A 23,760-nucleotide genomic window follows, 5' to 3' on the forward strand; every position below is an offset into this window, starting at 1 on the left:
TCATTAACCAAAAGAAAATAGCCATAACAACAGATTTAAAAACAGAATATAAACCTATAGTAGAAAAATTAGGATTTAAACACCAATGGTGCCTATTCCACACAAGAAAATCATTTAAAAATGCATTCAAAGAATACAAAAAGAAAAACAAAGTATCACCTTACGAAAAAAACCTTGTAAACTACTACATTGAGAAATTCATGCTAATGTTTAATCAACCATCCTACGATGAAGCAACAAAATCTTTAAACTGGTTTATAAAAGAATTTGACAACCTTCCAAACTTTATCCAAATTCAATTACAAAAAAAAGTAATTCCCTATTTTAAAACTTTCACACTCCATTTAACAGACGATAATGTACCAAAAACAAGCAATCTCTGCGAAAACATGTTTGGAAAAACAAATCCTAAACACAATAAACGCAGAACTAAAATTATTAAAGGGATTGATACCCGTTGCAGGTTGAGAGAAAGAAAATGGAATGAAAGAAAATTGAAAAAAAATCAGCGAAGTTCTTGACAATGCCTGAAGATCCTAAATCAACATCTTCAAAAAGGTTTTCAAAATCATTTTCACTTTCATGCCCTGTTGCTGAACCACTTATTCTCTTTAAAGCTCTTTCAAGATCATCTAAAATAAATTCATTGTTTTTAGCTTTAACAACTACATTTTGAAAAAGACATTTAGGTTCTAAGAAATATCCTAAAGTATTTAATGCAACTGTATTTAATGTTTCTTTGAATTCTTCTTTTTCATAAGCTTTAGTAAATGTTAAATTATCATTTTTTAATTGTTTATTTAAGTATGAATCGATTTTTTCTGATAGATATTTATAAAAAATAAATCCTAAAATGTAGTTTTTAAATTCGCTTGCATCCATATTTCCTCTAAGTTCATCGGCAATTGCCCATAACTTGCTTTCTAAATTATTTTGATATTCTGACATTTTTCTCATCTAATATTTGATTTTGGATAGTTTTATAGTATAATTTTTTAAATTTAATGATAAATAAGGTTCTCTATTTTATTTTAATAGCTAATATTTTAATTATTTTCATTTTTATATAGTCTTAAAGCTTTTTTTAAATCTAATATAGCTTACATTTAACATTTTGTGGCTGGAAAGCTACTGATAGTAAAATAATATTCTTGTCATTTTGTAGTAAAATTTATATAATAGTTACACAATATATTATAATGGTTACAATAGTATATACCTCTTTAGTATTTTATTTCCTTGTATCCTTAGAAAGAATGTAGGATAGATGTTGCACCATTGTTTGACTCCTCTTCTTTTTTAAATTTTGACTAATTACTAATTATTTTTCTTCTTTTAACCTACTTATAAATTTACATTAATCAAATAGCAACAATAAAAAAACGATGCTATGACAACATTTAATGGAAGTTTGTTTTTTTATATATGGATGCCTATAATTGTTGCTCATTTTCTCTTTTTCTGCATTTTTTAATGGTTTTTCCCAATATTTTTGCATTCTTAAGAAAAAACTACTTTATTGTTGTGTTTTTTAGCAAATGGTCTTTTAGTTTTTCTTGTTTTAAATTTTTTTATAAATTCAAATAGTTTAAATTTTAATATTTTGATATTTTGGAAATTTGATATTAATCAATTGTTTTTGAATTTTATTAAGCATGAGCTAATAAATTTAATTAATTTTAAACTTCTTCTATTTAATTATAAAAGTAAAACTTTAAAATTTAAAATTAATATAAAAAATTATAAAAATAATATAGAAATAATATAGAAATAATATAAAGAGTATATAAAAATATTAAAAATATATAAAAACTAATATGAAAATAATAAAAAAATAGTAAAAACTAATATTCTGATTTAAATAATTTAAATGAATTTAAAAGGAATAAAATGCTGAATGTAGTTTAAAAAATTAAGTTTATGATGATACTATGATTTACAATGAAAAATATGAAACAATGGATATTGATGAAAAGAAAGAGTTACAATTAAGAAGGCTTCAAAAAATTGTAAAAACAGCTTATGAAAAAGTTCCTTTCTATAAAAAAAAGTTCGATGATGCAGGAGTTAAACCTGAAGATATTAAAACTTTAAAAGACATTGAAAAAATCCCATTTACAACAAAAGCGGATTTAAGAGAAGCTTATCCATTTGGAATGTTTGCAGTTGATGAAGAGGAAATAGTTGAAATTCACACAACATCTGGAACAACAGGAAAGCCTACAGTAACAGGATATACTAAAAAAGACATTGGAATTTGGCAAGAAATTATTGCAAGAGCTATTGTAATGGCTGGTGGAGGCAAAAAAGATATTATTCAAAATGGCTATGGTTATGGATTGTTTACTGGTGGTCTTGGAGTCCATCATGGAGGATACAAATTAGGAGCAATTGTTGTGCCAATGTCTTCAGGAAACACCAAAAGACAGCTGGAGATAATGTCTGATTTTCAAACAACAATTTTAACATGTACTCCTTCATATGCAATGTATCTTGCTGAGTCATTGGAAAAAATAGGACTAACAAAAAAGGATATTTCATTAAAAACAGGAATATTTGGAGCAGAAATGTGGACTTCAGAAATGAGAGATAAATTAGAAGAAAAATTAGGTATTGATGCCCTAAATATTTACGGTTTAACCGAATTAACTGGTCCTGGAGTTGCAATGGAATGTTTGGAAAAATCAGGTCTCCACATTAGTGATGACCATTTTTATCCAGAAATCATAGACCCAAAAACAAAAAAAAGTTTAAATGAGGGTGAAAAAGGAGAGTTAGTTTTAACTACACTTACAAAAGAAGGAATGCCAGTTATTAGATTTAGAACAAAAGATTTAACTTCAATTAACTGGAATAAATGTAAATGTGGTAGAACAACTCCAAGAATTTCAAGAATTAGTGGTAGATCAGATGATATGTTAAAAGTAAGAGGAGTTATAGTTTTCCCATCACAAATAGAATCAGCTATTTTAAAAATTGAAGGTTTAACACCTAACTATCAGATAATAATTACAAGACCAGAATTTTTAGATGAAATCGATATTCTAGTTGAAGCTACACCTGCGCTTTTTTCAGATGAAATGAAGGAAATGGAAGAAATTGAAATCAAAATAGCAAATGAAATCAAAAAAGAAATTGGACTTAGAGTAAATTTACAGATTGTTGAAAGTGAATCTCTACCAAGAAGTGAAGGAAAAGCAGTTAGAGTAATAGATAAAAGAAATTTAGAGAATTAAATTTATTTAAATGGTGAAAAAATGAAAATTAAACAATTATCAGTTTTTATAGAAAATAAAGAAGGAAGACTAAAAAAAACAATTAATACTCTTGTTAAAGCAGATATAAATATTAGAGCATTATCAATAGCAGATACATCAAAATTTGGAATCTTAAGATTAATTGTATCTGATTTTAAAAAAGCTAAAAATATTCTTGAAGAGGATGGATTTGTTGTTAAAGAAACAGATGTAATAGCTGTTGAAATTCCTGATGAAACAAATGGCTTAGGTTCAGTATTAACAATACTTGACAAAGAAGAAGTTAATCTCGAATATTTGTATGCATTTGTAAGTAAACAGTCCCACCAAGCTATTGTTGTATTTAGGGTGCAAAATATTGAGAAAAGTATTAAATTACTTAAAAATGAAAACTTAAAATTACTTAATCAAAAAGATTTAGAAGAATTTTAATTTTTATTAAAATATTTAATTTTATAAGAAATAAATGATTTTACTTATTTAAATTTCTTTAAAACTTCGCCATATACTTCTTTTAAACGACCCTCAGAATTTTCATAAATTCTTTTAAGGATTAATTCAGGAGTACTTTTAGCTAAAAAATTCATTCTAGGAGTTCTATCAACAATTAAATTGTAATTTTTATCTAAACCTTTAGCTTCAATTCCATCTACTCTAATATCGGTATAATTCATTAATTCTTTCGCCATGTGAGTTACAATAACTCCAAAAGAGTTAGATTCTTTAATCATATCAATAAAACTAGATATTATTTTTACTGCAGCATCTAATTCAGTAATTCCTTCTAACTCATCTAATAAAACTAATTTTTCACTATCGGTAGTCACAATAGGCATAAAAACATTTAAAAATGATTCGAATGCACCTGCATCAAGTGATCTCTTTTTTGAAAAATGATATATCTCATCTAAAAGTTTAATTTCAACTTCTTTTCCAGAAACTGGTAGCCCCATATGTGCCATAATAGCTATTTGAGAAATAGTTTCAAGTAAAGTTGTTTTTCCACCGCTGTTAGCACCAGTTAAAAGTGCAACATTCTCATTTTTATTTAAACAGTAATCAACTCTTTGAATATCTTCTCCTTTTTCAAGGGCAAGATTTAAATGAATAACATCTTTTAAATTAAAATTTTCACCAATTATAGGTGGATTTAAATCATATTCAAAAGCAAAACTACCTAATGCAAATTCAAAATCAAATTTTAGTGCTTCTTTAACCTCTAACTCTGCTTTTTCTTTAATGCTTTCTAAATAACTTGCAGATCTAACCTTCAAATCAAAATACTCATTTTCTGCTCTGGAATTTTCTCTAAATTTAATTCTTTCAATTTCTTCACCGTCAAGCTCAAGTGGATATTTTCTTAAAAATGGATCAAAATCAATTCCTGTGATTTCTTTAATTTCTTTTTTAGAAAGAGTTAGTATATCATCAAATATTTTATCAATTTTTGGAGGAAAATTATTATTTAAAAGTTCTAAAACTTCGTCCCCTTCAATATCAACACTTTTAATAGCTATTTTCAATTTTTCATCTGCATCCTTTTTTGCTTTAGATAAAACAGAATCTAAATCTACATCTTTTAATTTATATGAGTTTAATTCAGATAAAATTCTTGGAATGTCTTCTAATACAGAATCTTGATTTAAAATTTTTCGAGTTTCTAAAACTTTTTCAAATAGCTCTAAGTTTTGATTAAAGTAATCTAAAATAATATCTGGAACAATTTCATGAGCTGGAGAATCTTTAGAAATTAAAACCATATTATCATCATCAGAAACATCTAAAAATCCTTGAGAATAAACATAAAATATTAATTCATATTCTTGGAGTTCATCTTCAATAGAAGAAGAACTAGAAAGATTTAATATTGGAAAATATTGATTTAATCCTAAATCAATTAAATAGTCATTATCTTCTGGAGATTCAGTTAAAATTGCTTTGCTGGCATCGTATTTTGGCTTAACCAGTACTGGATCAGATAAATTTTTCATTAAACCACGTAATTTAATAATAGGCAGCTTAGAAACCTTAATTTTTGACTCCATAACAAAATTTATTCTATCTATGATTTTATTTTTATCATTTAATGGAGAAAGAAGTTTAATTCTATTTTCTGAGTATTTTGTGTTAGTATAATCTAAAATTTTATCTATAATTTCTTCATAAAGTTGAATGGCTCTTTCACTCTTTAAAAAGTTAGTAGAAGGATTACCTAAAAGTTTATTCATTATTTCAATTGCTTTCCTTTGGCTTATTCCATCAATATCTGTTAATTTTTCAAGTTCTAAATTTTCAACAATACTAAATAAATTTTTTTCACCTCCTACAGAATTTAATATTTTTTCAGTTAATTTATCCCCTATACCCTTTATTTCTACTAAATTTTTTATATGTTTCTTGTCTATTTCTTCATTAATGCTCATATGGTTCACTTCAGTTTATTTATCATTAAAATAATCTTATTTAATATTTTAAATTATATTTTAAATTATATTTTAAATTATATTTTAAATTATATTTTAAATTTATATTTTCAAATTAACAATTCAAAAAAAGTTCAATAAATAATTCAATAAAGTTTTTATTAGAAATTCAATAAAAATTCAATAAATACTTCAGTTAAAAGAATTTAATTTAGAATATGATTTTCTAATACTAATTATAATTTTTTATATATAACCTATTTGTGTAAGAGAGCAGTTGAAAAGTAATATTTTTTATAAAAATATATAAATTTTATTTAAATTAAATTTGATTAAATTAAAAAAAAAAAGAAAAAGAAGAGAATGAAAAATAGAAATTAAAAAAATATTAAAAAAAAAAACATTAAAAAAAGAAATTATAAAAACAATTAATTATAAAATAATATTATGTATATTGTTTTTGAAGGTATAGATGGAGCTGGAAAATCTACACAAATTCAGCATCTAAAAGAATGGCTAATTGAGTCTGGATTTAAAACAGAAATAGTGGTTGAACCAACAAATTCTGATGTAGGGAAACTAATAAGAAAAATACTTAGAAATCCTAATGCAACAAATGAAAATACTCAAAGAACACTTGGTTTATTATTTGCTGCAGATAGAATGCTACTTATGGACGAAATAGAAAAAAAAGAGAATGAAAAAATAGCCATTATTAGCGATAGATCATTTTATTCAAGTTTAGCTTATCAGAAGCCATTTGAATGGATAAAAGAAATAAATAAATATGTTAAAAAGCCAGATATTGTTTTATTATTAGACCTTGATGAAAAAAGTGCACTATCACGAATTGAAGGAGAAGACACATTTGAAAGTGATGAATTTCTAAAAAATGTGAGAAAAAATTATCTAAAAATGGCTGAAGAATCAAATTTTAAAATAATAAATGCTAACACTGGAGAAAATAGAGTAAAATTAGAAATTAAAAGAGCAATTGCACCATATTTTGAAATATGTGTTAGTGGAATCATTGAATAATAAAATCTTAAAAAATATCTTAAACAGAAATAAGAAAAAATTTAATAGAATAATATTAAATAGATAAAAATAGAATAATATTAAATAGATAAAATAAGAAAATAATAAGTTCAAATAGCCAAATTAAAACATTAAATAATTAAAAATTATTTTTTATTTTTTATTTTCAAACTTTTTAAACATTTCATTTAATGATTTAATAAGGAAATCTTTGGCATCTTCTAAATCATGGATTTTACCAACTAACACTGGTCCAAAATTTGTGTGTTTCAACTTAACATTATAATTAGATATAGCATCAGCTAACATTTTTTCTCCAACACCATTTGGAAGCTTCATTTCATATTCCTGCTCTTCAAATTCAATCCCATCATTATCCATAAATACACCTTAAAAAATACATATATAAATCTATAATTTTTAATTTAAATAATTTATTAATTTTTAAAAAAATAAATTTGATGTTTTTTTAAAAAATTTTTTAAAAAAAAAAATACAATAATTAAAAAGAAATTAAAAAAAAACTAAAAACTAATAAAAAATTTAAAAAAACAAGCAAAAAATAAAATTAAAAACTAATAAAAACATTTATTACAAGATTAAATGCTTAATTCTTTCTAAATTCTTTTGATCAAACTTTTTCTAAAAGTTTGTTTTCAAAGTATTCTCGAACTGGTTTTAAGTATTCAGTTAAATATTTAGCAACAGCTATTTTTAAATCCATAGGATGTAGCTCTCCAGAAGTGTAAGCTATTTCTAATTGTTCCTCATTAAGCTGAAGGTTTCCACCAAACTTTTCTGGTCGCTCAATTAATATTTCCTCATTAAATGGAAAAATAAAGTATTTGGTTATTTCATATATGGGGTTAGCTTTAATTTCATTCATAGGACAGTGAGCTTTTTTAATTTTTTTGGCTATTGTTTTTTCATCATCATCTACAGCAATGAAGTTACCTTTGCTTGAAGACATTTTATCATCACCATCAAGACCATGTAAAAGAGGAGTATGGATGCAAACAGGAGCAGAATGCCCTATTTTAGGCAAATATTCCCTTGCAAGCATTTGAATTTTTCTTTGTTCCATTCCCCCTAAGGCAATATCTACATCAAAATAAACCATATCAGCCACTTGCATTAAAGGATAAACTACATTTGCCACCTTTGGATGTTCACTATGGCGACTGACTTGATCCATACTTCTTCTTGCTCTATCCATTGTTGTTAAAGTAGCTAACTTGTAAACATTAGTGGTAAATTCTGCTGTAGTTTGAAAAGAGGAGCCATAAACAAACTCTGTATCCTCATCTAAGCCTAATGCTTTAAAACATTTCTCATTGTATTTAGCAAGTTCTTCAATTTCTTCTAATGTACCTTTTCCATTTAAAAATGCATGAAAATCGGCAAGAAGAATTTTAACTTTAAATCCTAATTTTTGTAATGTTTTAAGCTTTAAAACTGTAATTGCATGACCTAAATGAACCTTTCCAGAAGGCTCATAACCAGTATAGACAACAGGACTCTCTTTATTTAATATCTTTTCTAAATCATCAACAGTGATAATCTCTAATGCATCCTTCTCAATCAATTCTATTTTCTCTTTACTATCCATAAAATCACAATATAAAAATAATGAAAATAATAATATTTTAAAATTTAATCTGAAAAACAAAGCTATTATTTTAATAAAAAAAACTTTAATTACATAAAGATTTAAATAAAAAAATAGCTATTACTAATAATATTTTATGTTCTTATTTATATTCACAATATCTAAAAAATATAAGTGGCTAAAAAAATACTCTATACTATTATTATAAAAATAATGTATAAAAATGTTATGCTTTATTTATGAAACAGATGTAAATAAAATAATAAAAAAGCAATAATTTTTAAGTAATTAATGCATTAAACAGTGTATAATATTCCATTAATTTTTACAACAGATATTTCCTCATCAATGTTACAATTATCGTACTTTTCATTAATATTTTTATTGATATCAATATCAACAACATCATAAGTTTCTGGATCTAAAATTTGAAGCTTTGTTGGAGATTTAGAGATTATTGTAGTATTATTTATCTCTTCTTTTTCTTTTAAAAATTCAATTGAGTCATAATTTTTCCATAAAATAGCTATTTTTTCATTGGTATTTAAATCAGTAGCCATTATCTTTTTTCCATCAAAGCTTTGTACTTGGGCTATTTTATTATTGTATTTTATAAAATCATGTCTTTTAAAAATTGGAAGGCGTAGTGATATCCAAACTCTGTAAAGACCTTTACCTGTAGATTTATCTTCACTAATAAGTCGCGGTGACTCCTTAATTATCCCACCTAATTCTTCTTTAATGGCTAAAGATAATTTCTTTGCTGATTTTAAGGAACCAATATAATAATCAATCCCTTCTTTTAATTTATCCTTTTGAGAAAGGTATGCCAATTTATCTTTTTTAAAAAAGCTATTTAAATTTTTTGAAATAATTATATCCGCAGATTTTAATTCATCATGAGTTAAATCTCTTTTGTCTGCCCTTAATTGAATAACTGACTCATAATATCCTGAATTCTTTTTACTGCAATTTGGACAAGGATTGTTAATTAATCTAACGTCTACTTTTTCAATTTGATCTATTTCTTCACCAAAAACATTAGCTTTTGCCTCAACAACAGATTCGGCAATTGTTCCTCTGATTTGATCAATTCCTAAAATGATTTCTTCATTTTCAACAATAGAATCAACCTCAATTGCTCCTTCAAGAGCACGATAAATTATTTCAGTCTCATCTATATTTGAATCAATCCATTTACCTTCACTATATTTAGCATTACAATGGGGACAAACAGTAACTCTTATTTCTTTGGGGATGTTAAATATTTTAAATTTCTTTAAAAAACATTTTTTACAAATTCCCTCAATTAGTTCACCTTCACTTTCTCCACATTCAGGACAAAACATGCTTCACCTATATTAAAAAAGTTATTAAAACTCAAAAAAAAGTATAAAAATGTAAATAAATTATAAAAAAGCAATAAAATTATAAAAAAGTTATTAATAATAAAAATTAAAAAAAAAAAAAAAAAAAAAAAAAAAAAATAAAAAAAAAAAAAAAAAAAAAAAAAAAAAAAATGCACTAATAAATAAAAAATTAAAAAAATTAAAAAAAAATGCACTAACAAAAAAGAAGTTAAAAGCAAATAAAAAAGATAAAAAAGTAGAAAAAATTTTAAAAAAAGCTATATTGTTTTTAATGGTGCTTTAGCTCCACATGCAGCACATTTTAAAATAAAAGTTCTTCCTTCTCTCATAATTTTTGTATCAGGCCTGTTACATTCTTGACAGTATACAAATCTGTCAACATATTCCTCTAATCTTTCATTGATTAAAAAATGAGTAAATTTACCTTGAAGTATAGCTCTACTACCTTCTAAGTTTCCTGCAGTACCTAACTCTCTTAGTAAAAATTTCAAAACATGTTGAGAATCTCTGCTTAATCCTTCAGCAACTTCTTTAAAATTTTGAATAAAAGTCCTATTTCCTTGAATCACTGAATATGCTTTAGGAATAGAAAAACGTTTTGTTTCAAAAACTTCTGGTGGTAATTGGTCTATTGCCCTTGATAATAAATCATCATAATCTGTCATTGAAAAAACCTCTAAAAATTTATAAAAAAATGGATAAAAAATATCATAAATGATAAAAAATAATAATTAAGAAAAATAATTACAACATAATATAAAAAAAATATCAATAAACACATCAATAAAAAATTGAATGTAAACATTGAAGAAAAAAATAAATTAAATGTTTTAAGTAATTTAATAGTTTAATTTTATAACATAATAAAATATGTAATTAATACTTATTAAACTTATCTAAAAAAATAAGAAATTAAACAAGAAATTAAATAAAAAGTTAAATAAAAAATAAATAAAATAGCAAATAAAAGCAAGTAAACTATTAAATAAAATAGTAAATAAACTAGTCAAAAATGGTAAATAAAATAATTATTTGATTAAAGCATGAAAAAAACATTCAAATCAGACATATTTTAAGTATCCTGTTTTAGGTTGAATAATAACACCTTGATTTCTAAGGTCTTTGATAAACATGTCTGCATTTTCTTCACTAATATTATACTTCTCTTTTAAATTATCTTTTAAAACATTGACAGGTGCTTGACCATTATATTCTTGTTGTAATTCTTTTATTTCCTCAGCAACTCTATTTAACTTGTCTCTTTTAGATTTAGCTGGTCTTCCTTCAGCTAAATCTGCATCGAATTCACCAGTTTCAGAATCCATGCCCATAGTTTCTAAAACATGTCTCTGTAATTTTGTAGCAAGTTTAGCATCTTCACCTGAAACTTTATCACTAAGTTTTAATTTTGCAGAACTTTCGGCTAAACGAACTAATGCCTCTAAATATCTAGCAGTTATTGGGACTGCAGCATCTTCACCAACATTAGCATTTCTTGTAGCAACATAAAATTCTTGAATAACTTCAATAGCTTCATCTGATAAAACAGGATGAACATTAGAACGAGCATAGGAAATATATTTTCTAAGAAGTTCTGGTTCAATTGCATATTCAATAGAAAATGATTTATGGGTTTTTAAAATATGGCTAGCTAACTCTCTATCTTTTTCAACATTTGGCTTATCTTCAAGTAAAAAAGTTAAATCAAAACGAGACAAAATTGTTGGTGGCAAATCAACTTGTTCACCAGTAGGTTTAAATTTGTCAAACCTCCCAAATTTAGGATTAGCTGCTGCAAGAACAGAACACCTTGAATTTAAAGTAGCCATGATTCCAGCTTTAGCAATACTTATTGTTTGCTGCTCAAGAGCCTCATGAAGTCCTGACCTATCTTCCTTCCTCATTTTATCTAATTCATCAACACAAACATTACCTTTATCACCTAAAACTAATGCTCCAGCTTCTAAAGACCACCCTCCTAACTCATCACGAACAGCAGCAGCAGTTAAACCTGCACCTGTTGTACCTTGGCCACTTGTATATATACTACGTGGAGCTAGCTTAGAAACATACTTTAATATCTGAGATTTACCCATACCAGGATCCCCAATGATTAAAACATGAATATCTCCCCTTAAATGAGTTTTATCTTCAAGAATCTTAGGTGACCCACCAAATAATTGAAGTGCAACAGCTTCTTTAACTTCTCTCTGCCCCTTAATCGCCGGAGCAGTGGAGTTAAGGATCTTTTCATAAATATGTTCATCTTGTGAAAGCTCAATAATTTTTTCTATGTCCTCTTCACTAAGATCCAACTCTTCAAATTCTTGCTCAAGCTGTTGAATATAGTTAACATATATGTAATTTTTATATTTCTGACTTTTTTCATCTTTAAAAGTTTTTAAAGTTCCTGTTACTCTTATAGAGTCCCCAGGATTAACTGTATCAACTAAATCATCTTCTAATGTGATTAAAATTTGTTTTGGTTCTGTTCCTCCAGATAAATTTTCTAATGGTTCTTGAATTCTTGCAGTTTGAGTGTCAATATACGTTGATTCATTTTCCAATAATTTAAATGACCGTCCACCACATTCCGGACAAATAGCTGGAGGATTAACATTGTTTCCAGAAGATGCTGATGTTGGAAAAGTTCTCATACAAGACCTACATTCATAAACTCCTGTTTCAATACGTGGTCTTATTTCATCAGTTTTTCTTACAATTCCATCGACAGAGACGAATTTTCCTATGTACTTACTTAGTAGTAGCTTTAATGGGATAATATTGGACAAATCTTCAAATCTAATATTTAAATCTGCTCCTCTCATAGAAGGATCAACATTTTTTATTGCTTGCTCTGAAGCATGCAAAATATCATCAGGTTTTTCTATTAAAGCATCTGCTAAGGAAGGATCGTACATTTCTAAATCAAGATACCTTACTATTAAAGACCTTTCTTCAGGATACCTTTCCAAGGTTTGAAATAATTCTTCTTTATATTTAGTTGAAAAAAACTCTTCAAATTTATTTATTGGCGAAGCTATTTTGTTTGCTGAGTCCATAATATCATTGACTTAATTTTATATAAGAATAATAAACAAAAAATATGGTAAAATATAAATTAGTATTAAATTGAATAAATTGTTATTAAATTAAATAACAACTAAAAATTCGTAAATAGAACTATTTTCTATAATATTTAAGTGAAAAAAGAAGAAAAATATATTTAAAATGTTTTAGAAAAATTTTTAATAAAAACATTTAATATAATTTTATATATATTTATATAAAGACTAAATTTATATTTAAAAACGTTAATTTATTAAAATATTAATTTATTAAAATATTAACATTACTAAATATATTATGTTTTTACTAGTTTATAATTTTAACTATTATCCAAAACTTATTAAAATAAAATTAAAATAAACATTAAAAATATAAAAAAAATATAAAAAAATTAAAAAGATATAAAAAATATAAAATGTATAAAACATTGAAAATATATAAAAAACATAAAATGTATAAAAAATTTAAAAGGAATCAAAATGAATATAATCTCTTTAATTATATTGTCAATAGCAGTGGGAATGGACATATTTACAATAGCTATTTCAAAATCAACATCTACCCAAATAAATAAATATCAAACCATACTGACAGGTTTGTTTTTTGGAGGATTTCATGGGTTAATGCCACTTCTAGGATGGTTTGCTGGAGAAAGTGTTCGTAGTATTGTCACCATCTATGGTCCTTTGATTAGTTTTCTATTGATATTTATTGTTGGAGCAAACATGCTTAATGAAGGAATTAAAAATAAAAAAACAGAAGATATTGATGGATTTTCTTATAAAAAAGTAGAAGTATTTCACTACTTTAGACATTATAGTTATCACTTTTAACATTAAAAAGTAATAACAAAGAGTTATAACAATTTTTAAAAATATTAATTTTTATTAAAAAAAACAAAACATTTATATACTATATAAAATATAATATAGTATAGGAATTAGAATTAAATCAGTTTTTTTCTAATTCCGAAAATTTTTTTGGGGGTGAAATTCTGAGAAAAAGGTTTTTATTCATTATTACCCTCTTAGCAATTTTTTTGCTAAGAAAAGTAATAATGAGTCTTTTAAAAGCCGATAAATACCTCGTGAGGGTTTATCTTCGGCTTTTAAAGGATATAAAAAACAAGTAGGGTTTAAAACCTCTACTTGGATATATATGCTCTTTTGAGTATATATATTTTTCTCTTTTTTTCAGAAAAAACTTCTAAAAAAATTATTTATTAAAAAAAAATAAAAAGGTAAAAAAATGTTAAAAGAATTAAAAGAAATCTTTTATAAATATGATTTTGTGTCCGTAGAATTTGCAAACGGACACCAACACACCATTAAAGCTTATTGTGTTGGAAATATTAATCCTAAAACATTAAAATCTTCTTTTAATGCAAATTGGGAATATATAACTTTTGTTGAAAAAAATGAGAATACAGAAATTATAAATTACTTGTATTCTAATTCAGAAGCAGAAGCAATAAAACAAGAAATAATAACAGAAGAAGGAGGATTTTTATAATGGAGATAACACTAAAAATAGATAAAAATGACTTACCTTTGGTTAAACTAGCTAAATCTTGGGGTAGTGGGTGCCATGTGGGATTAACTAAATCATGGCAAAATAAAACCGTACAAGTAAGCATGGTTAAATCTTGTATTGATGAAAACACTTATTTAATTGAAGAATCTTTAATTAAAGAAGTTAAAAAAGCCAATAATATCGGAAACCTACATGTTTTAGTCCCTAAACACTGGTTAGGGGAAGAAATATTAATTATACAAATATAAAATAAATAAAGAATTTTTTTTAAAATTATAAGTTAAGTATATATACTAGTAAGCACAAAGTAAATAATACAAATAAAAAAATGAGGTAGATAAAATGAGTTTTTCAATTAAAATCAAAAATAAAGAAGAGAATGAAAGAGAAATAATACCTAATGAAATTTTAGGTGTGGAAAATGGTTTAATTGTCTTAAAAAACCATACTGTCGGCTATTGGATGAAAAATGGCTGGGGACAGGATATTTTAGTAGACAGGGATTGTAACTTAATAGGTTACATCAATACTGAAATTGTTAAAAAAATAGAAAAAAGCTTAGATTTTTAATCTAAGCTTAAATAAAAAGGTGAAAAAATGAAATTTGACAACTTAAAAATAGAAAGAGAAGAATTAATTGAATTAATGAAATTATCTGAAAAAATCGGTAGATATAATAAGATGATTTCATTAGAAAAAGATTTAGATAAATCACATATTTATAGGGAGATTCTTATACAAATTACAGATAAAAGAATCTCATTATTAGAAAAATTAGGTTTTTAGAAGTCCGTTAAAATGGGACTTCTATTAATTTGATATTTAAAATAACTGTTTCAATTTGCATCAAAAAAAAAACTTTTAATATTTTTTAATTTTATACTTGAAACATATATAATTATTTATTTTATAATCGCATATAATGTTTATTATGACAACTAAAAACGAGATAATTATAAATAATTTTAAAGATGAGTTAATATTTGCTTTATCTTTAAAATTAGAAAATAACTTAACTGATGAATGTATTTATCAGTTAGATTATGAAAAACAGAATCTAGAAAGTATAATAGATTCTTTTTCACAAGATGAAGATTTAAGTTTTATTTCTGAGTGTTTAAATTTATCTAATAAAATAATTAAAAATTATTATAAGAAAAAAGATAATGAAACATTAAGAAAAAAACAATTTTATGTTACTGTTTCGCAATTAGAGTTTTTAGACTCTTATGCTGAAGAAAAAAATCTTGGAGGTAAAGGACGAAGGTCTTTAGCTTTAAGAAATATTTTAAATGAAAAAATGAAAAAAGAAGTATAAAATTAAATAGTTTTATACTTATGTTTATTTTATTACTCTAATATCGTCTATTTCTTTTAAATTAACTATTATACTGTTGTTAATTTTGTCATGTTCGTATAAATAGAAGTTATTTATACTCAAAATTTAAATCTTGTATTCTATGCCATTTATCGTTTACTTTTATTTGAATAAACATGTACTTTTTCTCCTTTATTTTTTAACAATAGTCCATAATGGTCTTTTACCATGCATTTCGATTAAACGGGCTATTACATCAGCTTTATACCATTTAGGGGCTGGAATTCCTGGAATATGGTTGCTGTCTAGGAATTTTACTAATCCTTTATCTTTATCTACACCACTTACAAGGCTGTAATGACCATAACGATTATTATAACCAATTGTTTTATCAGTTTCAAGATTAACAATAACAGGGCTTTTTTTTAATAATTCATATAATGTTTTAATAAAGTTTTTACGGTCAAATGGTGTTGTAACAAGACGATAATCTGGATAGTATTTTGCTAATGTTTTTTGTACTCCGTATGTAAAATCAGGTGGAACAGTACCAATTCCAACTCTAGTATTAAATAAAGGTATTGTAGTCTTTACAATTTCATCATATGTCCAATTAGTCATTTTTAAGCATTTTAAGAGGTTAGCGAATGCTGTATTACCACATACATAAGCACTATACTTTTTATATTTACTATAATCAACAGAATTTGATTTTGGAAAGTTTCTTTGGTTCCAGTTACTGCAACTATACTCTAAAACAGCGATTCCTGGTTTAGGTTTAGTTATTTCTGGAATAGTAACAGTATTAGGATTTCTTTTATTCTTAGCTTTAAAAATATTAACATTACTCACCATTTGGCTATACTGTTCCCATGATACGGTACTCATTCTAAAACCTCCAATATTTCATCAGATTCATCTGTTTCATATGATTTAATATTACTATCAACAGTTTTAACCTGTAAGGCTTTAAATATAACTAATATTACTGCTCCAATGGAACTATAAGTTAATGCTCCACCATTATCTGTTAAAACTGCTTGTATTCCTGGTAAAACAATTATTAAGAACCCAATCACGGAAACCATATTTTTTTGTATATTTTCTTTATTTATCATAATATTTTTTTAACCTCATAATTTTTTGTATATTCTTTAATTTTATCTTCAATATATCCATTACGACCTAATTCACGATATTTAACTAATCGTTCATTAATAAGGTCAGGGTGGCTGTTTAAAGCCATTAATGCTAACATTTCATTACGAATAGAATTAACACAACTATCATGACGCAATAATTCAACACTTTTAATCATATTTGCTTGAAATTCTTTGTCTATTTTAATATGTTCGGATAATAAAGTACATGTATCATTAAAATCTTTGTGTAAAGAGCTTAAAGGTGAATCAGGGTCTAATTTACTAATATTAATATTATCTCCCACATAATTGCTAAATTTATCCCCTAAGATGTTTGTATACTTAGATATTATCTTTAAACTAGCTAATAATCCCGCAATAGTACTAATAACAGTTATAACAGACATTAAAATATATGAGTCTATCCTAACACCTCACTAGGGTCTGATTTAATCCATTCGTGCAAGAAAATATTAATAACATTACCTAAATTATCTTTTAATTTTAATTTAGCATCTACAAACTCAATATTAGAGTATCCTGCTTCTTCACTTATCTCATTTATTCTTTGTGTAATTTCTAGTATATCTTTAGTCATATCCTTTATCCTCCGCACGGATTACTTGAAACAGTATTAGACTCACCATCACCATTAGAACCAATCAAAACACCATTATTATTTCTTGAATTATTATAAGTAACATAACTAGAAGTTAAATTACAATTACTAACATTATTACAATTCTTTATTTGTGTATGAACAGTTTTACCCCCACCTATACAAATTTTAACATTATCAACCCCATCAACTGAATCTAAACCATAAAAATCTGTAATATTATCTACTTTTATTTTAATATTGCTAAAATTACTAAATCTAAGACTTCCATTTTCCAAAAATAACATTTTAGTTCCTGTGTTATTTTCAATTAAAACATTATTAATATTTTTACATGTATATATGTCATATGAACGGAATAAAGCATAAAAAACATAAGGATGAGTTCTAATAATATTATTACGGAATATTAAACCGTCTAGATTATCAATACCGCAAAAAGACCTCCAATGAGACCCAACATCTCTTCCTCCAAGTATGCAGTTCTCAATAATAATATTATGTAGATTAATGCAATTATAAAACATATAATTAGCAAACGCATGATTTGAACCCTCTGTTTGGTCATTATAGTTAGTTATAGTAATATTTTCTAAGTTACAACAGTTTCTAAACAGATATTGTTGATAAAAATGAGGGGTAACATTTGTTCCATCCATTGTTAAATTCTTAATTGAGCTTTGTTCGTCTATAGTGTTAAATTTGAATCTTGCATTAATATAAACATTATTTGACTCCCCATTGATAATTTTAGTACCAGTATCGGTTAGATTAATTTCTTCATCATTTCCATAATGTCCATTTTCAATAAAAACATGTGTATAATCGTTATTTGGATTATTTGTAGCCCATTGGTTATAGGTAAAATCATTATGTACTGTAAATGTTATAACATTCTCATATACTATTTCACCGTTTAACATTATCTTTTTTATGGATTTACCATTTAACATTATCCTGTTTGGTGCTTTATTATTTGTTCTTAAAAGATTAATACTCATAATTATCTTACCATAATTAATATTTAAAATACATCAGTTAAAATATACAATACTCCAGTTAAAGGAGGATTTAACTGATTATAAGCATCTTCAGTAATACTTTCAATTGAATCTATACTGTTACTCATTACAAGACTATCTGGAAGCTCCTGGTCTATTGTATTCCATTGTTCAAACCAGTAATATCCGTTTCCTGTACTTTCTTCGTGTAGTAATGTTCCTTCTTCTAGTTCTTGATTTGAGGCTTTTAAAACCCAGGTTGTACCATTATAAAGATATGATGAGTATTTACTTGAGCCATCACTACTAATAAATCCTACTACTTGCCATTCTCCATTATTTCCACTTATATTAGTAAAAACAGACTTAATATAAGTTGGATTTACTGTTCCAACAAAATTTAACACTCCAGAGACAGGGTCAAGCTTAAAATACTTAAAAAAACTATTATTTCTCTGATTATCAAGAATAGCTTTGAACCCGTCTACATCTTTAAATATTCCCCCTGTTATGGCTTTATCTGGATAATTAGTATTAATATTATTAATTAAACCAGATAAGGTGCCACTGCTAACCATTATTTTTTGACTCATATTCTTTTTTTACTCCTTTAATGTTACTATTGTCCAGTAAGGACAGTTTAAAACAACACTTACAACCTCTTCATCGTCAGATATTGTATTTACGACTGATTGAGTTATATTATTTGATTGATATGTCTTATATGTCATTTTTTCTATTCACAATTTAAATTATTTAAAGCAGTTGTATCATCTGCTTTTCCGTCTACTATCTCGTAATCTTCATTAATAATGAAAAAACCTTTCTCAAATACTCCATAAAGATAAAAATTTCCTTCTATATCAAATACTTTAAAATTACTAGTTTTAAAAGTATTTTCACCGAAAACCTCGTCTATTTCAATTTCTATTCGCTCATAATCCCAATTAAAATCATCACGACTAACCATATTATCTTAATACTCCTATTATGAAACAATTATTAAATTTATCCACTATAACAAGAACATTATCACCTTTAAAAACTGTTATGTCTTTAGTTTTTTGACAACTATCTAGATTTAATCCATCTTCTGTAAAAACATTACAATAATCTCCGTTAGTTGTTAAAACAGTTGCTTTTACTATTAAATTCATAAATTTAAACTTCCTGTTAAATAATCGTTTATTAAGTCTTTAATTTCTTGAGGAACAACATTAACAGGATAAACAATAGTAATGCTCTTATCTGGTTCAAGTATATCTCCAGATTCTGTATTTTTATCTGAAGCTAATTCATTAGTCTTTGTTTTATCAGAATAACGAAACTTACTCTTATTAACAATAACTTGAATCTCTTCACCACCTAAATCCTCGTACTCCCAAATATCCATTATTTTATCTAATGTATTCTTTAATCCTTGTACGGTCTTTGTACAATACATTTCTAAGATTAAGAGTACACGATATTTTAAATCATTGTAATTTCCTCTTTTTAAACCTATATTCGTACCTAAAATGTCTAAAAATTTGTTTGTACACTTAACAGGGTCAATATTCATTAAATCTTCGTTTTCAATTATTTCTAAATTATCTAATGCTACTCCAAATACTTTATAAATGAAAAAACCTAATGGAGAAGGTGGATTCATAATATTATTACTTTTATCGTACATACTACAAATTAAATCCCCATTTGGACTACTACTATCATAAAACATGCTTTCTAAGCCTCAACAATTGGATAAGGAGTTATACTTCCAGCATACTCGTTAATATTGATAATAACATCATTTATATTGGTAAAACTAACACCTAATACACCAGCTATAGATTGCAACTGAAATAAGAGACAATTAGCTTTAAAATTCTGATTAACTTTCATATTATTGAAAAAATCATTAATTATATTAGTAGCTTCAATTTTAACAACATTAAAAATAACACTCCCGTCAAGGGTTATATTAATTTTAGAGTTAGTATTTATAACAGTTATTTTATTTGCACTATTAAAAAGTAAGTCAACATCAGCAGGATTATAAACAGGATTATTAAACAATTCAACTAAGTCATTTTGAGCATTAGACTTATCAGACTTATAATATAAAGTACCAGTCTTATTTGAAGAATTATAAACATATTTAGAACTATCTACAACTTTTTGACTTATTTTTTCAATCCAGGAACGACTCATCGGAGGATAATTACATGCTGTTTCTTTAATTCTAGTTCGGAATGCTTCATCGTCTTCATTATCAACCCCATTAGTCCCAGAACCAGGATTATTAACAGTTACAGGATAATCTAACAAACTATTAATTATAAATATCTCATTAGATTTAACATTACCAATTATTCCTGGAGTGTTACATATAACTTCTACTTCTCCATTTAAAACTCCTGCAGGGATTATTAACTCTTCAGTAGTACTAAAAACAACATAATCATTACTTGAAACCTCCGTTCCAGTTGGAATAACAGTATCAACATTTTTAACTGTTGGAATACTAAAAATAACTGGTAAAACAGTGAATTCTGCTTCATTACGACTAATACAAGCACGGTCTCCCCAATCATCTAAAGCAGACCCTTCTGCGAGATTAATTAAGTAATTTCTTTGTTTTAAATTTGATTCTGTTTCTCTATCAAAAATTATATTTGAAACAAATAATAATAAGTTATAAGCTTCACTACCGACACTAAAATCAGTTATCTTTGTTAATCCTTGGTAAAAACCATCTTCATAGTAAGAATAACATTCTTGTACTATTTCACTTAATTTCCGTTCTGTACCGTCATTACGAGTAAAAACACGGTCATCAGGAACATCTATAATCATAATTCATTATCCTCCGTACGGTTTAATTCAATATCATAACCAATATTTATTTCTTCTTCGTTAAACAGTGTTACAGTCATTTTTATACTGTGTTCTGTCATATTAGTTACATTTACATTACTTATTCTTTCATCTTTTAAGAGTTCGGATTCTATTACTAATTTTATATGCTCGTAAGTAGCTTTATCTTTATTATAACCTGTTGTTATTATTAAATCAGTACCATAATCATCGTCAAAGTAATAATAACTTCCTTTTAAGGTTAATAGTCTTTTTTTTATTGCTTGTTTCATATTTTCTTCATCTGCAACAAGCAATATATCTCCACGACTATTAACAGCACCATTTACATCGTAATCTACACCGTAAACCATTTATGCTGTCCTCACATAAACATTAAAAACCTTAAAAGGTGGTAAAATACTAAAAGACTGATTAGAACCCACATTATTTTGATATACATTGTGTCCATGTTTTGGAATCGTGTGATTATGGCTAGGAATAGTGTGAGTATGGTCAAAACGATGTAAATGAGTATTATTTTCAGTAAAATTAGTTTTAATAGTTGTACTTCCACCTCCAAGTCTTAAACTACTTGTTCCAGTTCCATTAGCTTGAGTTGTATAATATGCATGCTCATGAGTATTAGTAGAAGTGGTATTTGATGATTGACTAGATGTACTAGCAGTTACTTGATTTGTTGAAGAAGCTTGAGAATCATCTACTCCAACAGAATGATTATGAGACGGTAAATTTGCAATAGACAAGGTTACATTTGAGGTTCCTCCTGTTGTTCCTGCATTTCTTGTTCCACTGGATAAACGGAAGATATTTTCTTGTTTTTGCCATGTTCCAAACCCTAATAATTGGTCTGGAGGAGTATTACTTAATGTTTCAAAAACAGTCCCTACAGGATACATTTTTTGCTGGATTTGTGATTTAAAAGCTTCAAATTCACATAACAGGTTATTAAAATTACTAACAATATTATCTAACTGTTTATTTTGTAAAATAACATTATCATTAGTATTTAATCTTTTTGTAACAATTTCTAAGTATAAATTAGTTAAAGTTACTGTATTATTGTTTAATCCACTTATTTTTATGTAAAAAGTAGCACTATTTAAATTTAAAGTTGTTAAATCTGTATCATTATTTATATTTATAAAAGTAATGTTATTATTACTATATTGTAGTTGTATGTTTGTGTTTGTATTTGCTTTTATCTTAGTTAAACAACCAAATAAGCTTAATTTTATATCTATTTTAAATGTTATACTTTTAAATAACAAATTACCATTACTTATACTAACAGTATTTCCATTTAAGTATGTTATATCTGACCATAAAGCTTTTAAAGTATCACCATTAATATTCCAATTGTTATTATTAAATTGACCTGGTAAGTTTAATCCTGCTGTACTTACTAGTACACTGCTTAGTAGTATACTGTTATTTATGTATTCAGAGTATACTCCGTCGTTTAATCTTTCGTATGGATTTTTATTATCATAACTCATAATATTCTTTTTTACCTCAAATAGTTTTATATTACTTTTCTACCACTGTAACCAGTTGGTTTTCTAGTTACACTACAATCATAAATTTTTCCTTGATATTTATTCCATAAATGACCAATTCGACGAGGGAAATTAGCATGACCATGCCAAACCTCTACTTTTATACCTGCACCTTTACACATTGCCCAGAATATCCATGCGAAATCAGTACAATTGGCTTTTTTATTGTTAATGCAGTATTTAGCACTTGCAGGGTGAAATTTATCTGTATCTCCGCCTTTTATATGATTAAAGTAATAACTGTACTTCATTCCGTATGAACCAGCTTTGCGGATATAATTGTATATTTTATTTATTGTCTTTAATTCAGCACCTTTATTCATTAAGTCTTGTTCTATTTTGCTTCCTGCTTTTCCTGTTGCTTTAACTGTACCACTAGCTCCACTAGTTTTAGAATCATTTGGAGGAGTATAATTCTCATCTGGAACAGGAACATAATTATTTAAAGTAACATCCATTGTTCCACCTTTTGTATTAACACTAGTAACAAAATAAGGATTTAAAGGTATAACTCCAACAGGAATATTAATCATAGCATAATGACCAGCTATAATACGTTTATCAACTGGAATAGTGATTTTAAACTCTCTTTTAGGTTCACTGTCTTCATTAAATTCAGTTATTGCATCATTTATTTTTTTATCATTAATTTTAGTTGCAGATGAACTTGTAACATTACTTGCAGGGGTTAATTTACGAGTACTACCTATTTTAGTATCTCTTCCAGTTACTCCACAAAAATCAGCATCACAATTAGGATTAGAACAAAATACACCTCCTTCTGGACCCCATTCTCCTTTACCTGCACCTTTCCCTATTAAAATATTCTTTTTTTTGCATGTTGGACAGGTTCTAGACCATGTTTTTTGTGTTAATTTGTATGGTACTCCTTTTTTTTTAGGATAACATCTTATTGTTATAGTATTTCCGTCTATTACCCATTTAACTCCGACCATTACAGTG

At 26.1% G+C, this 23,760-nt stretch carries 30 protein-coding genes and 1 pseudogene; 10 read left to right on the plus strand and 21 right to left on the minus strand.

Annotated features, from left to right (window positions below; translation table 11 throughout):
• Positions 1 to 521: pseudogene (locus MBCUR_RS10555) on the plus strand (hypothetical protein); the annotation flags it as partial.
• On the opposite strand, the gene MBCUR_RS02525 reads toward MBCUR_RS10555, so the two are convergent.
• Positions 439 to 948 (minus strand): type I restriction-modification system subunit M N-terminal domain-containing protein, encoded by a 510-nt coding sequence (locus MBCUR_RS02525; RefSeq protein ID WP_067089816.1) that lies wholly within the window; start codon positions 946 to 948, stop codon positions 439 to 441. The pseudogene MBCUR_RS10555 and the gene MBCUR_RS02525 overlap by 83 nt on opposite strands.
• Before the next feature lie 983 nt (positions 949 to 1,931).
• On the opposite strand from MBCUR_RS02525, the gene MBCUR_RS02535 reads away from it, so the two are divergent.
• Complete coding sequence (locus MBCUR_RS02535; RefSeq protein WP_067089820.1) at positions 1,932 to 3,236, plus strand: phenylacetate--CoA ligase family protein; 1,305 nt, start codon at positions 1,932 to 1,934, stop codon at positions 3,234 to 3,236.
• 21 nt (positions 3,237 to 3,257) lie between these two features.
• On the plus strand, positions 3,258 to 3,689 hold the full coding sequence (locus MBCUR_RS02540) for an amino acid-binding protein (RefSeq protein WP_067089823.1): 432 nt from the start codon (positions 3,258 to 3,260) through the stop codon (positions 3,687 to 3,689).
• Between the two features lie 44 nt (positions 3,690 to 3,733).
• Here the strand turns inward: MBCUR_RS02540 and MBCUR_RS02545 are convergent, their stop codons facing one another.
• Complete coding sequence (locus MBCUR_RS02545) at positions 3,734 to 5,680, minus strand: MutS-related protein (RefSeq protein WP_067089826.1); 1,947 nt, start codon at positions 5,678 to 5,680, stop codon at positions 3,734 to 3,736.
• A 447-nt stretch (positions 5,681 to 6,127) separates the two neighbouring features.
• Here MBCUR_RS02545 and tmk point away from each other — a divergent pair, with 447 nt between their 5' ends.
• Positions 6,128 to 6,718 (plus strand): dTMP kinase, encoded by a 591-nt coding sequence (gene tmk / locus MBCUR_RS02550; protein ID WP_067089828.1) that lies wholly within the window; start codon positions 6,128 to 6,130, stop codon positions 6,716 to 6,718.
• Between the two features lie 153 nt (positions 6,719 to 6,871).
• On the opposite strand, the gene MBCUR_RS02555 is transcribed toward tmk, so the two are convergent.
• The 5 genes from MBCUR_RS02555 to MBCUR_RS02575 all read right to left on the minus strand — a co-directional run bounded on the left by MBCUR_RS02555 (position 6,872) and on the right by MBCUR_RS02575 (position 12,759).
• Positions 6,872 to 7,099, minus strand: a complete 228-nt coding sequence (locus MBCUR_RS02555; protein WP_067089831.1) for a hypothetical protein — start codon at positions 7,097 to 7,099, stop codon at positions 6,872 to 6,874.
• 250 nt (positions 7,100 to 7,349) lie between these two features.
• The gene (locus tag MBCUR_RS02560; protein WP_067089833.1) at positions 7,350 to 8,327 is read right to left on the minus strand and encodes a tyrosine--tRNA ligase; all 978 of its coding nucleotides are present in this window, start codon (positions 8,325 to 8,327) and stop codon (positions 7,350 to 7,352) included.
• 296 nt (positions 8,328 to 8,623) lie between these two features.
• On the minus strand, positions 8,624 to 9,676 hold the full coding sequence (locus MBCUR_RS02565) for a 60S ribosomal export protein NMD3 (RefSeq protein ID WP_067089835.1): 1,053 nt from the start codon (positions 9,674 to 9,676) through the stop codon (positions 8,624 to 8,626).
• Between the two features lie 278 nt (positions 9,677 to 9,954).
• On the minus strand, positions 9,955 to 10,362 hold the full coding sequence (locus MBCUR_RS02570; RefSeq protein ID WP_067089837.1) for a translation initiation factor IF-2 subunit beta: 408 nt from the start codon (positions 10,360 to 10,362) through the stop codon (positions 9,955 to 9,957).
• 396 nt (positions 10,363 to 10,758) lie between these two features.
• Complete coding sequence (locus tag MBCUR_RS02575) at positions 10,759 to 12,759, minus strand: minichromosome maintenance protein MCM (protein ID WP_067089840.1); 2,001 nt, start codon at positions 12,757 to 12,759, stop codon at positions 10,759 to 10,761.
• Between the two features lie 510 nt (positions 12,760 to 13,269).
• Between MBCUR_RS02575 and MBCUR_RS02580 the strand changes: the two genes are divergently transcribed.
• The 6 genes from MBCUR_RS02580 (at position 13,270) to MBCUR_RS02605 (ending at position 15,617) form a co-directional block, all read left to right on the plus strand.
• Positions 13,270 to 13,599, plus strand: coding sequence for a manganese efflux pump MntP (locus MBCUR_RS02580; protein WP_169805782.1), 330 nt, complete (start codon positions 13,270 to 13,272; stop codon positions 13,597 to 13,599).
• A 415-nt stretch (positions 13,600 to 14,014) separates the two neighbouring features.
• The gene (locus tag MBCUR_RS02585) at positions 14,015 to 14,278 is read left to right on the plus strand and encodes a hypothetical protein (protein ID WP_067089844.1); all 264 of its coding nucleotides are present in this window, start codon (positions 14,015 to 14,017) and stop codon (positions 14,276 to 14,278) included.
• Entirely contained in the window at positions 14,278 to 14,547 is a 270-nt protein-coding gene (locus MBCUR_RS02590) for a hypothetical protein (RefSeq protein WP_067089846.1), read from the plus strand. Before MBCUR_RS02585 ends, MBCUR_RS02590 begins: the two co-directional genes overlap by 1 nt.
• Positions 14,548 to 14,641: 94 nt before the next feature.
• Complete coding sequence (locus MBCUR_RS02595; protein WP_067089848.1) at positions 14,642 to 14,869, plus strand: hypothetical protein; 228 nt, start codon at positions 14,642 to 14,644, stop codon at positions 14,867 to 14,869.
• A 27-nt stretch (positions 14,870 to 14,896) separates the two neighbouring features.
• Positions 14,897 to 15,085, plus strand: coding sequence for a hypothetical protein (locus MBCUR_RS02600; protein WP_067089850.1), 189 nt, complete (start codon positions 14,897 to 14,899; stop codon positions 15,083 to 15,085).
• 145 nt (positions 15,086 to 15,230) lie between these two features.
• A complete protein-coding gene (locus tag MBCUR_RS02605) occupies positions 15,231 to 15,617 on the plus strand; it encodes a hypothetical protein (RefSeq protein WP_067089853.1) in 387 nt (128 codons plus the stop codon).
• A gap of 192 nt (positions 15,618 to 15,809) precedes the next feature.
• On the opposite strand, the gene MBCUR_RS02610 is transcribed toward MBCUR_RS02605, so the two are convergent.
• The 14 genes from MBCUR_RS02610 to MBCUR_RS02665 are packed head-to-tail and all read right to left on the minus strand — an operon-like array spanning position 15,810 to position 23,753.
• Positions 15,810 to 16,505 carry a pseudomurein-binding repeat-containing protein gene (locus tag MBCUR_RS02610; protein WP_067089856.1) on the minus strand — a complete coding sequence of 232 codons (696 nt, stop codon included), beginning with the start codon at positions 16,503 to 16,505 and terminating at the stop codon, positions 15,810 to 15,812.
• Complete coding sequence (locus tag MBCUR_RS02615; RefSeq protein WP_169805783.1) at positions 16,502 to 16,705, minus strand: hypothetical protein; 204 nt, start codon at positions 16,703 to 16,705, stop codon at positions 16,502 to 16,504. The genes MBCUR_RS02610 and MBCUR_RS02615 overlap by 4 nt, the downstream gene beginning before the upstream one ends.
• 26 nt (positions 16,706 to 16,731) lie before the next feature.
• On the minus strand, positions 16,732 to 17,166 hold the full coding sequence (locus MBCUR_RS02620) for a hypothetical protein (RefSeq protein ID WP_067089860.1): 435 nt from the start codon (positions 17,164 to 17,166) through the stop codon (positions 16,732 to 16,734).
• Positions 17,167 to 17,180: 14 nt separating this feature from the next.
• Positions 17,181 to 17,357: a hypothetical protein gene (locus tag MBCUR_RS10255; RefSeq protein ID WP_157077586.1), complete on the minus strand. Its 177-nt coding sequence runs from the start codon at positions 17,355 to 17,357 to the stop codon at positions 17,181 to 17,183.
• Between the two features lie 5 nt (positions 17,358 to 17,362).
• Entirely contained in the window at positions 17,363 to 18,379 is a 1,017-nt protein-coding gene (locus MBCUR_RS02625) for a hypothetical protein (RefSeq protein ID WP_067089862.1), read from the minus strand.
• A gap of 23 nt (positions 18,380 to 18,402) precedes the next feature.
• Positions 18,403 to 18,972 (minus strand): hypothetical protein, encoded by a 570-nt coding sequence (locus MBCUR_RS02630; RefSeq protein ID WP_067089865.1) that lies wholly within the window; start codon positions 18,970 to 18,972, stop codon positions 18,403 to 18,405.
• Positions 18,973 to 18,981: 9 nt separating this feature from the next.
• Positions 18,982 to 19,110 (minus strand): hypothetical protein, encoded by a 129-nt coding sequence (locus MBCUR_RS10920; RefSeq protein WP_281190508.1) that lies wholly within the window; start codon positions 19,108 to 19,110, stop codon positions 18,982 to 18,984.
• Positions 19,111 to 19,115: 5 nt separating this feature from the next.
• Positions 19,116 to 19,349 (minus strand): hypothetical protein, encoded by a 234-nt coding sequence (locus tag MBCUR_RS02635; protein WP_067089869.1) that lies wholly within the window; start codon positions 19,347 to 19,349, stop codon positions 19,116 to 19,118.
• A 1-nt stretch (position 19,350) separates the two neighbouring features.
• Positions 19,351 to 19,536: a hypothetical protein gene (locus MBCUR_RS02640; protein WP_067089871.1), complete on the minus strand. Its 186-nt coding sequence runs from the start codon at positions 19,534 to 19,536 to the stop codon at positions 19,351 to 19,353.
• Entirely contained in the window at positions 19,533 to 20,054 is a 522-nt protein-coding gene (locus MBCUR_RS02645; RefSeq protein ID WP_157077588.1) for a hypothetical protein, read from the minus strand. The genes MBCUR_RS02640 and MBCUR_RS02645 overlap by 4 nt, the downstream gene beginning before the upstream one ends.
• A gap of 50 nt (positions 20,055 to 20,104) precedes the next feature.
• A complete protein-coding gene (locus MBCUR_RS02650) occupies positions 20,105 to 21,217 on the minus strand; it encodes a baseplate J/gp47 family protein (RefSeq protein ID WP_067089877.1) in 1,113 nt (370 codons plus the stop codon).
• Entirely contained in the window at positions 21,214 to 21,591 is a 378-nt protein-coding gene (locus MBCUR_RS02655) for a DUF2634 domain-containing protein (RefSeq protein WP_067089879.1), read from the minus strand. The genes MBCUR_RS02650 and MBCUR_RS02655 overlap by 4 nt, the downstream gene beginning before the upstream one ends.
• Positions 21,592 to 22,737, minus strand: coding sequence for a phage baseplate protein (locus MBCUR_RS02660; RefSeq protein WP_067089882.1), 1,146 nt, complete (start codon positions 22,735 to 22,737; stop codon positions 21,592 to 21,594). It abuts the gene before it with no gap.
• Positions 22,738 to 22,763: 26 nt separating this feature from the next.
• The gene (locus tag MBCUR_RS02665) at positions 22,764 to 23,753 is read right to left on the minus strand and encodes a transglutaminase-like domain-containing protein (protein ID WP_067089885.1); all 990 of its coding nucleotides are present in this window, start codon (positions 23,751 to 23,753) and stop codon (positions 22,764 to 22,766) included.
• Between the last annotated feature and the right edge of the window lie 7 nt (positions 23,754 to 23,760).

Origin of the sequence: Methanobrevibacter curvatus, from assembly GCF_001639295.1 — an archaeon.
Taxonomy (GTDB): Archaea; Methanobacteriota; Methanobacteria; order Methanobacteriales; family Methanobacteriaceae; genus Methanoflexus; species Methanoflexus curvatus.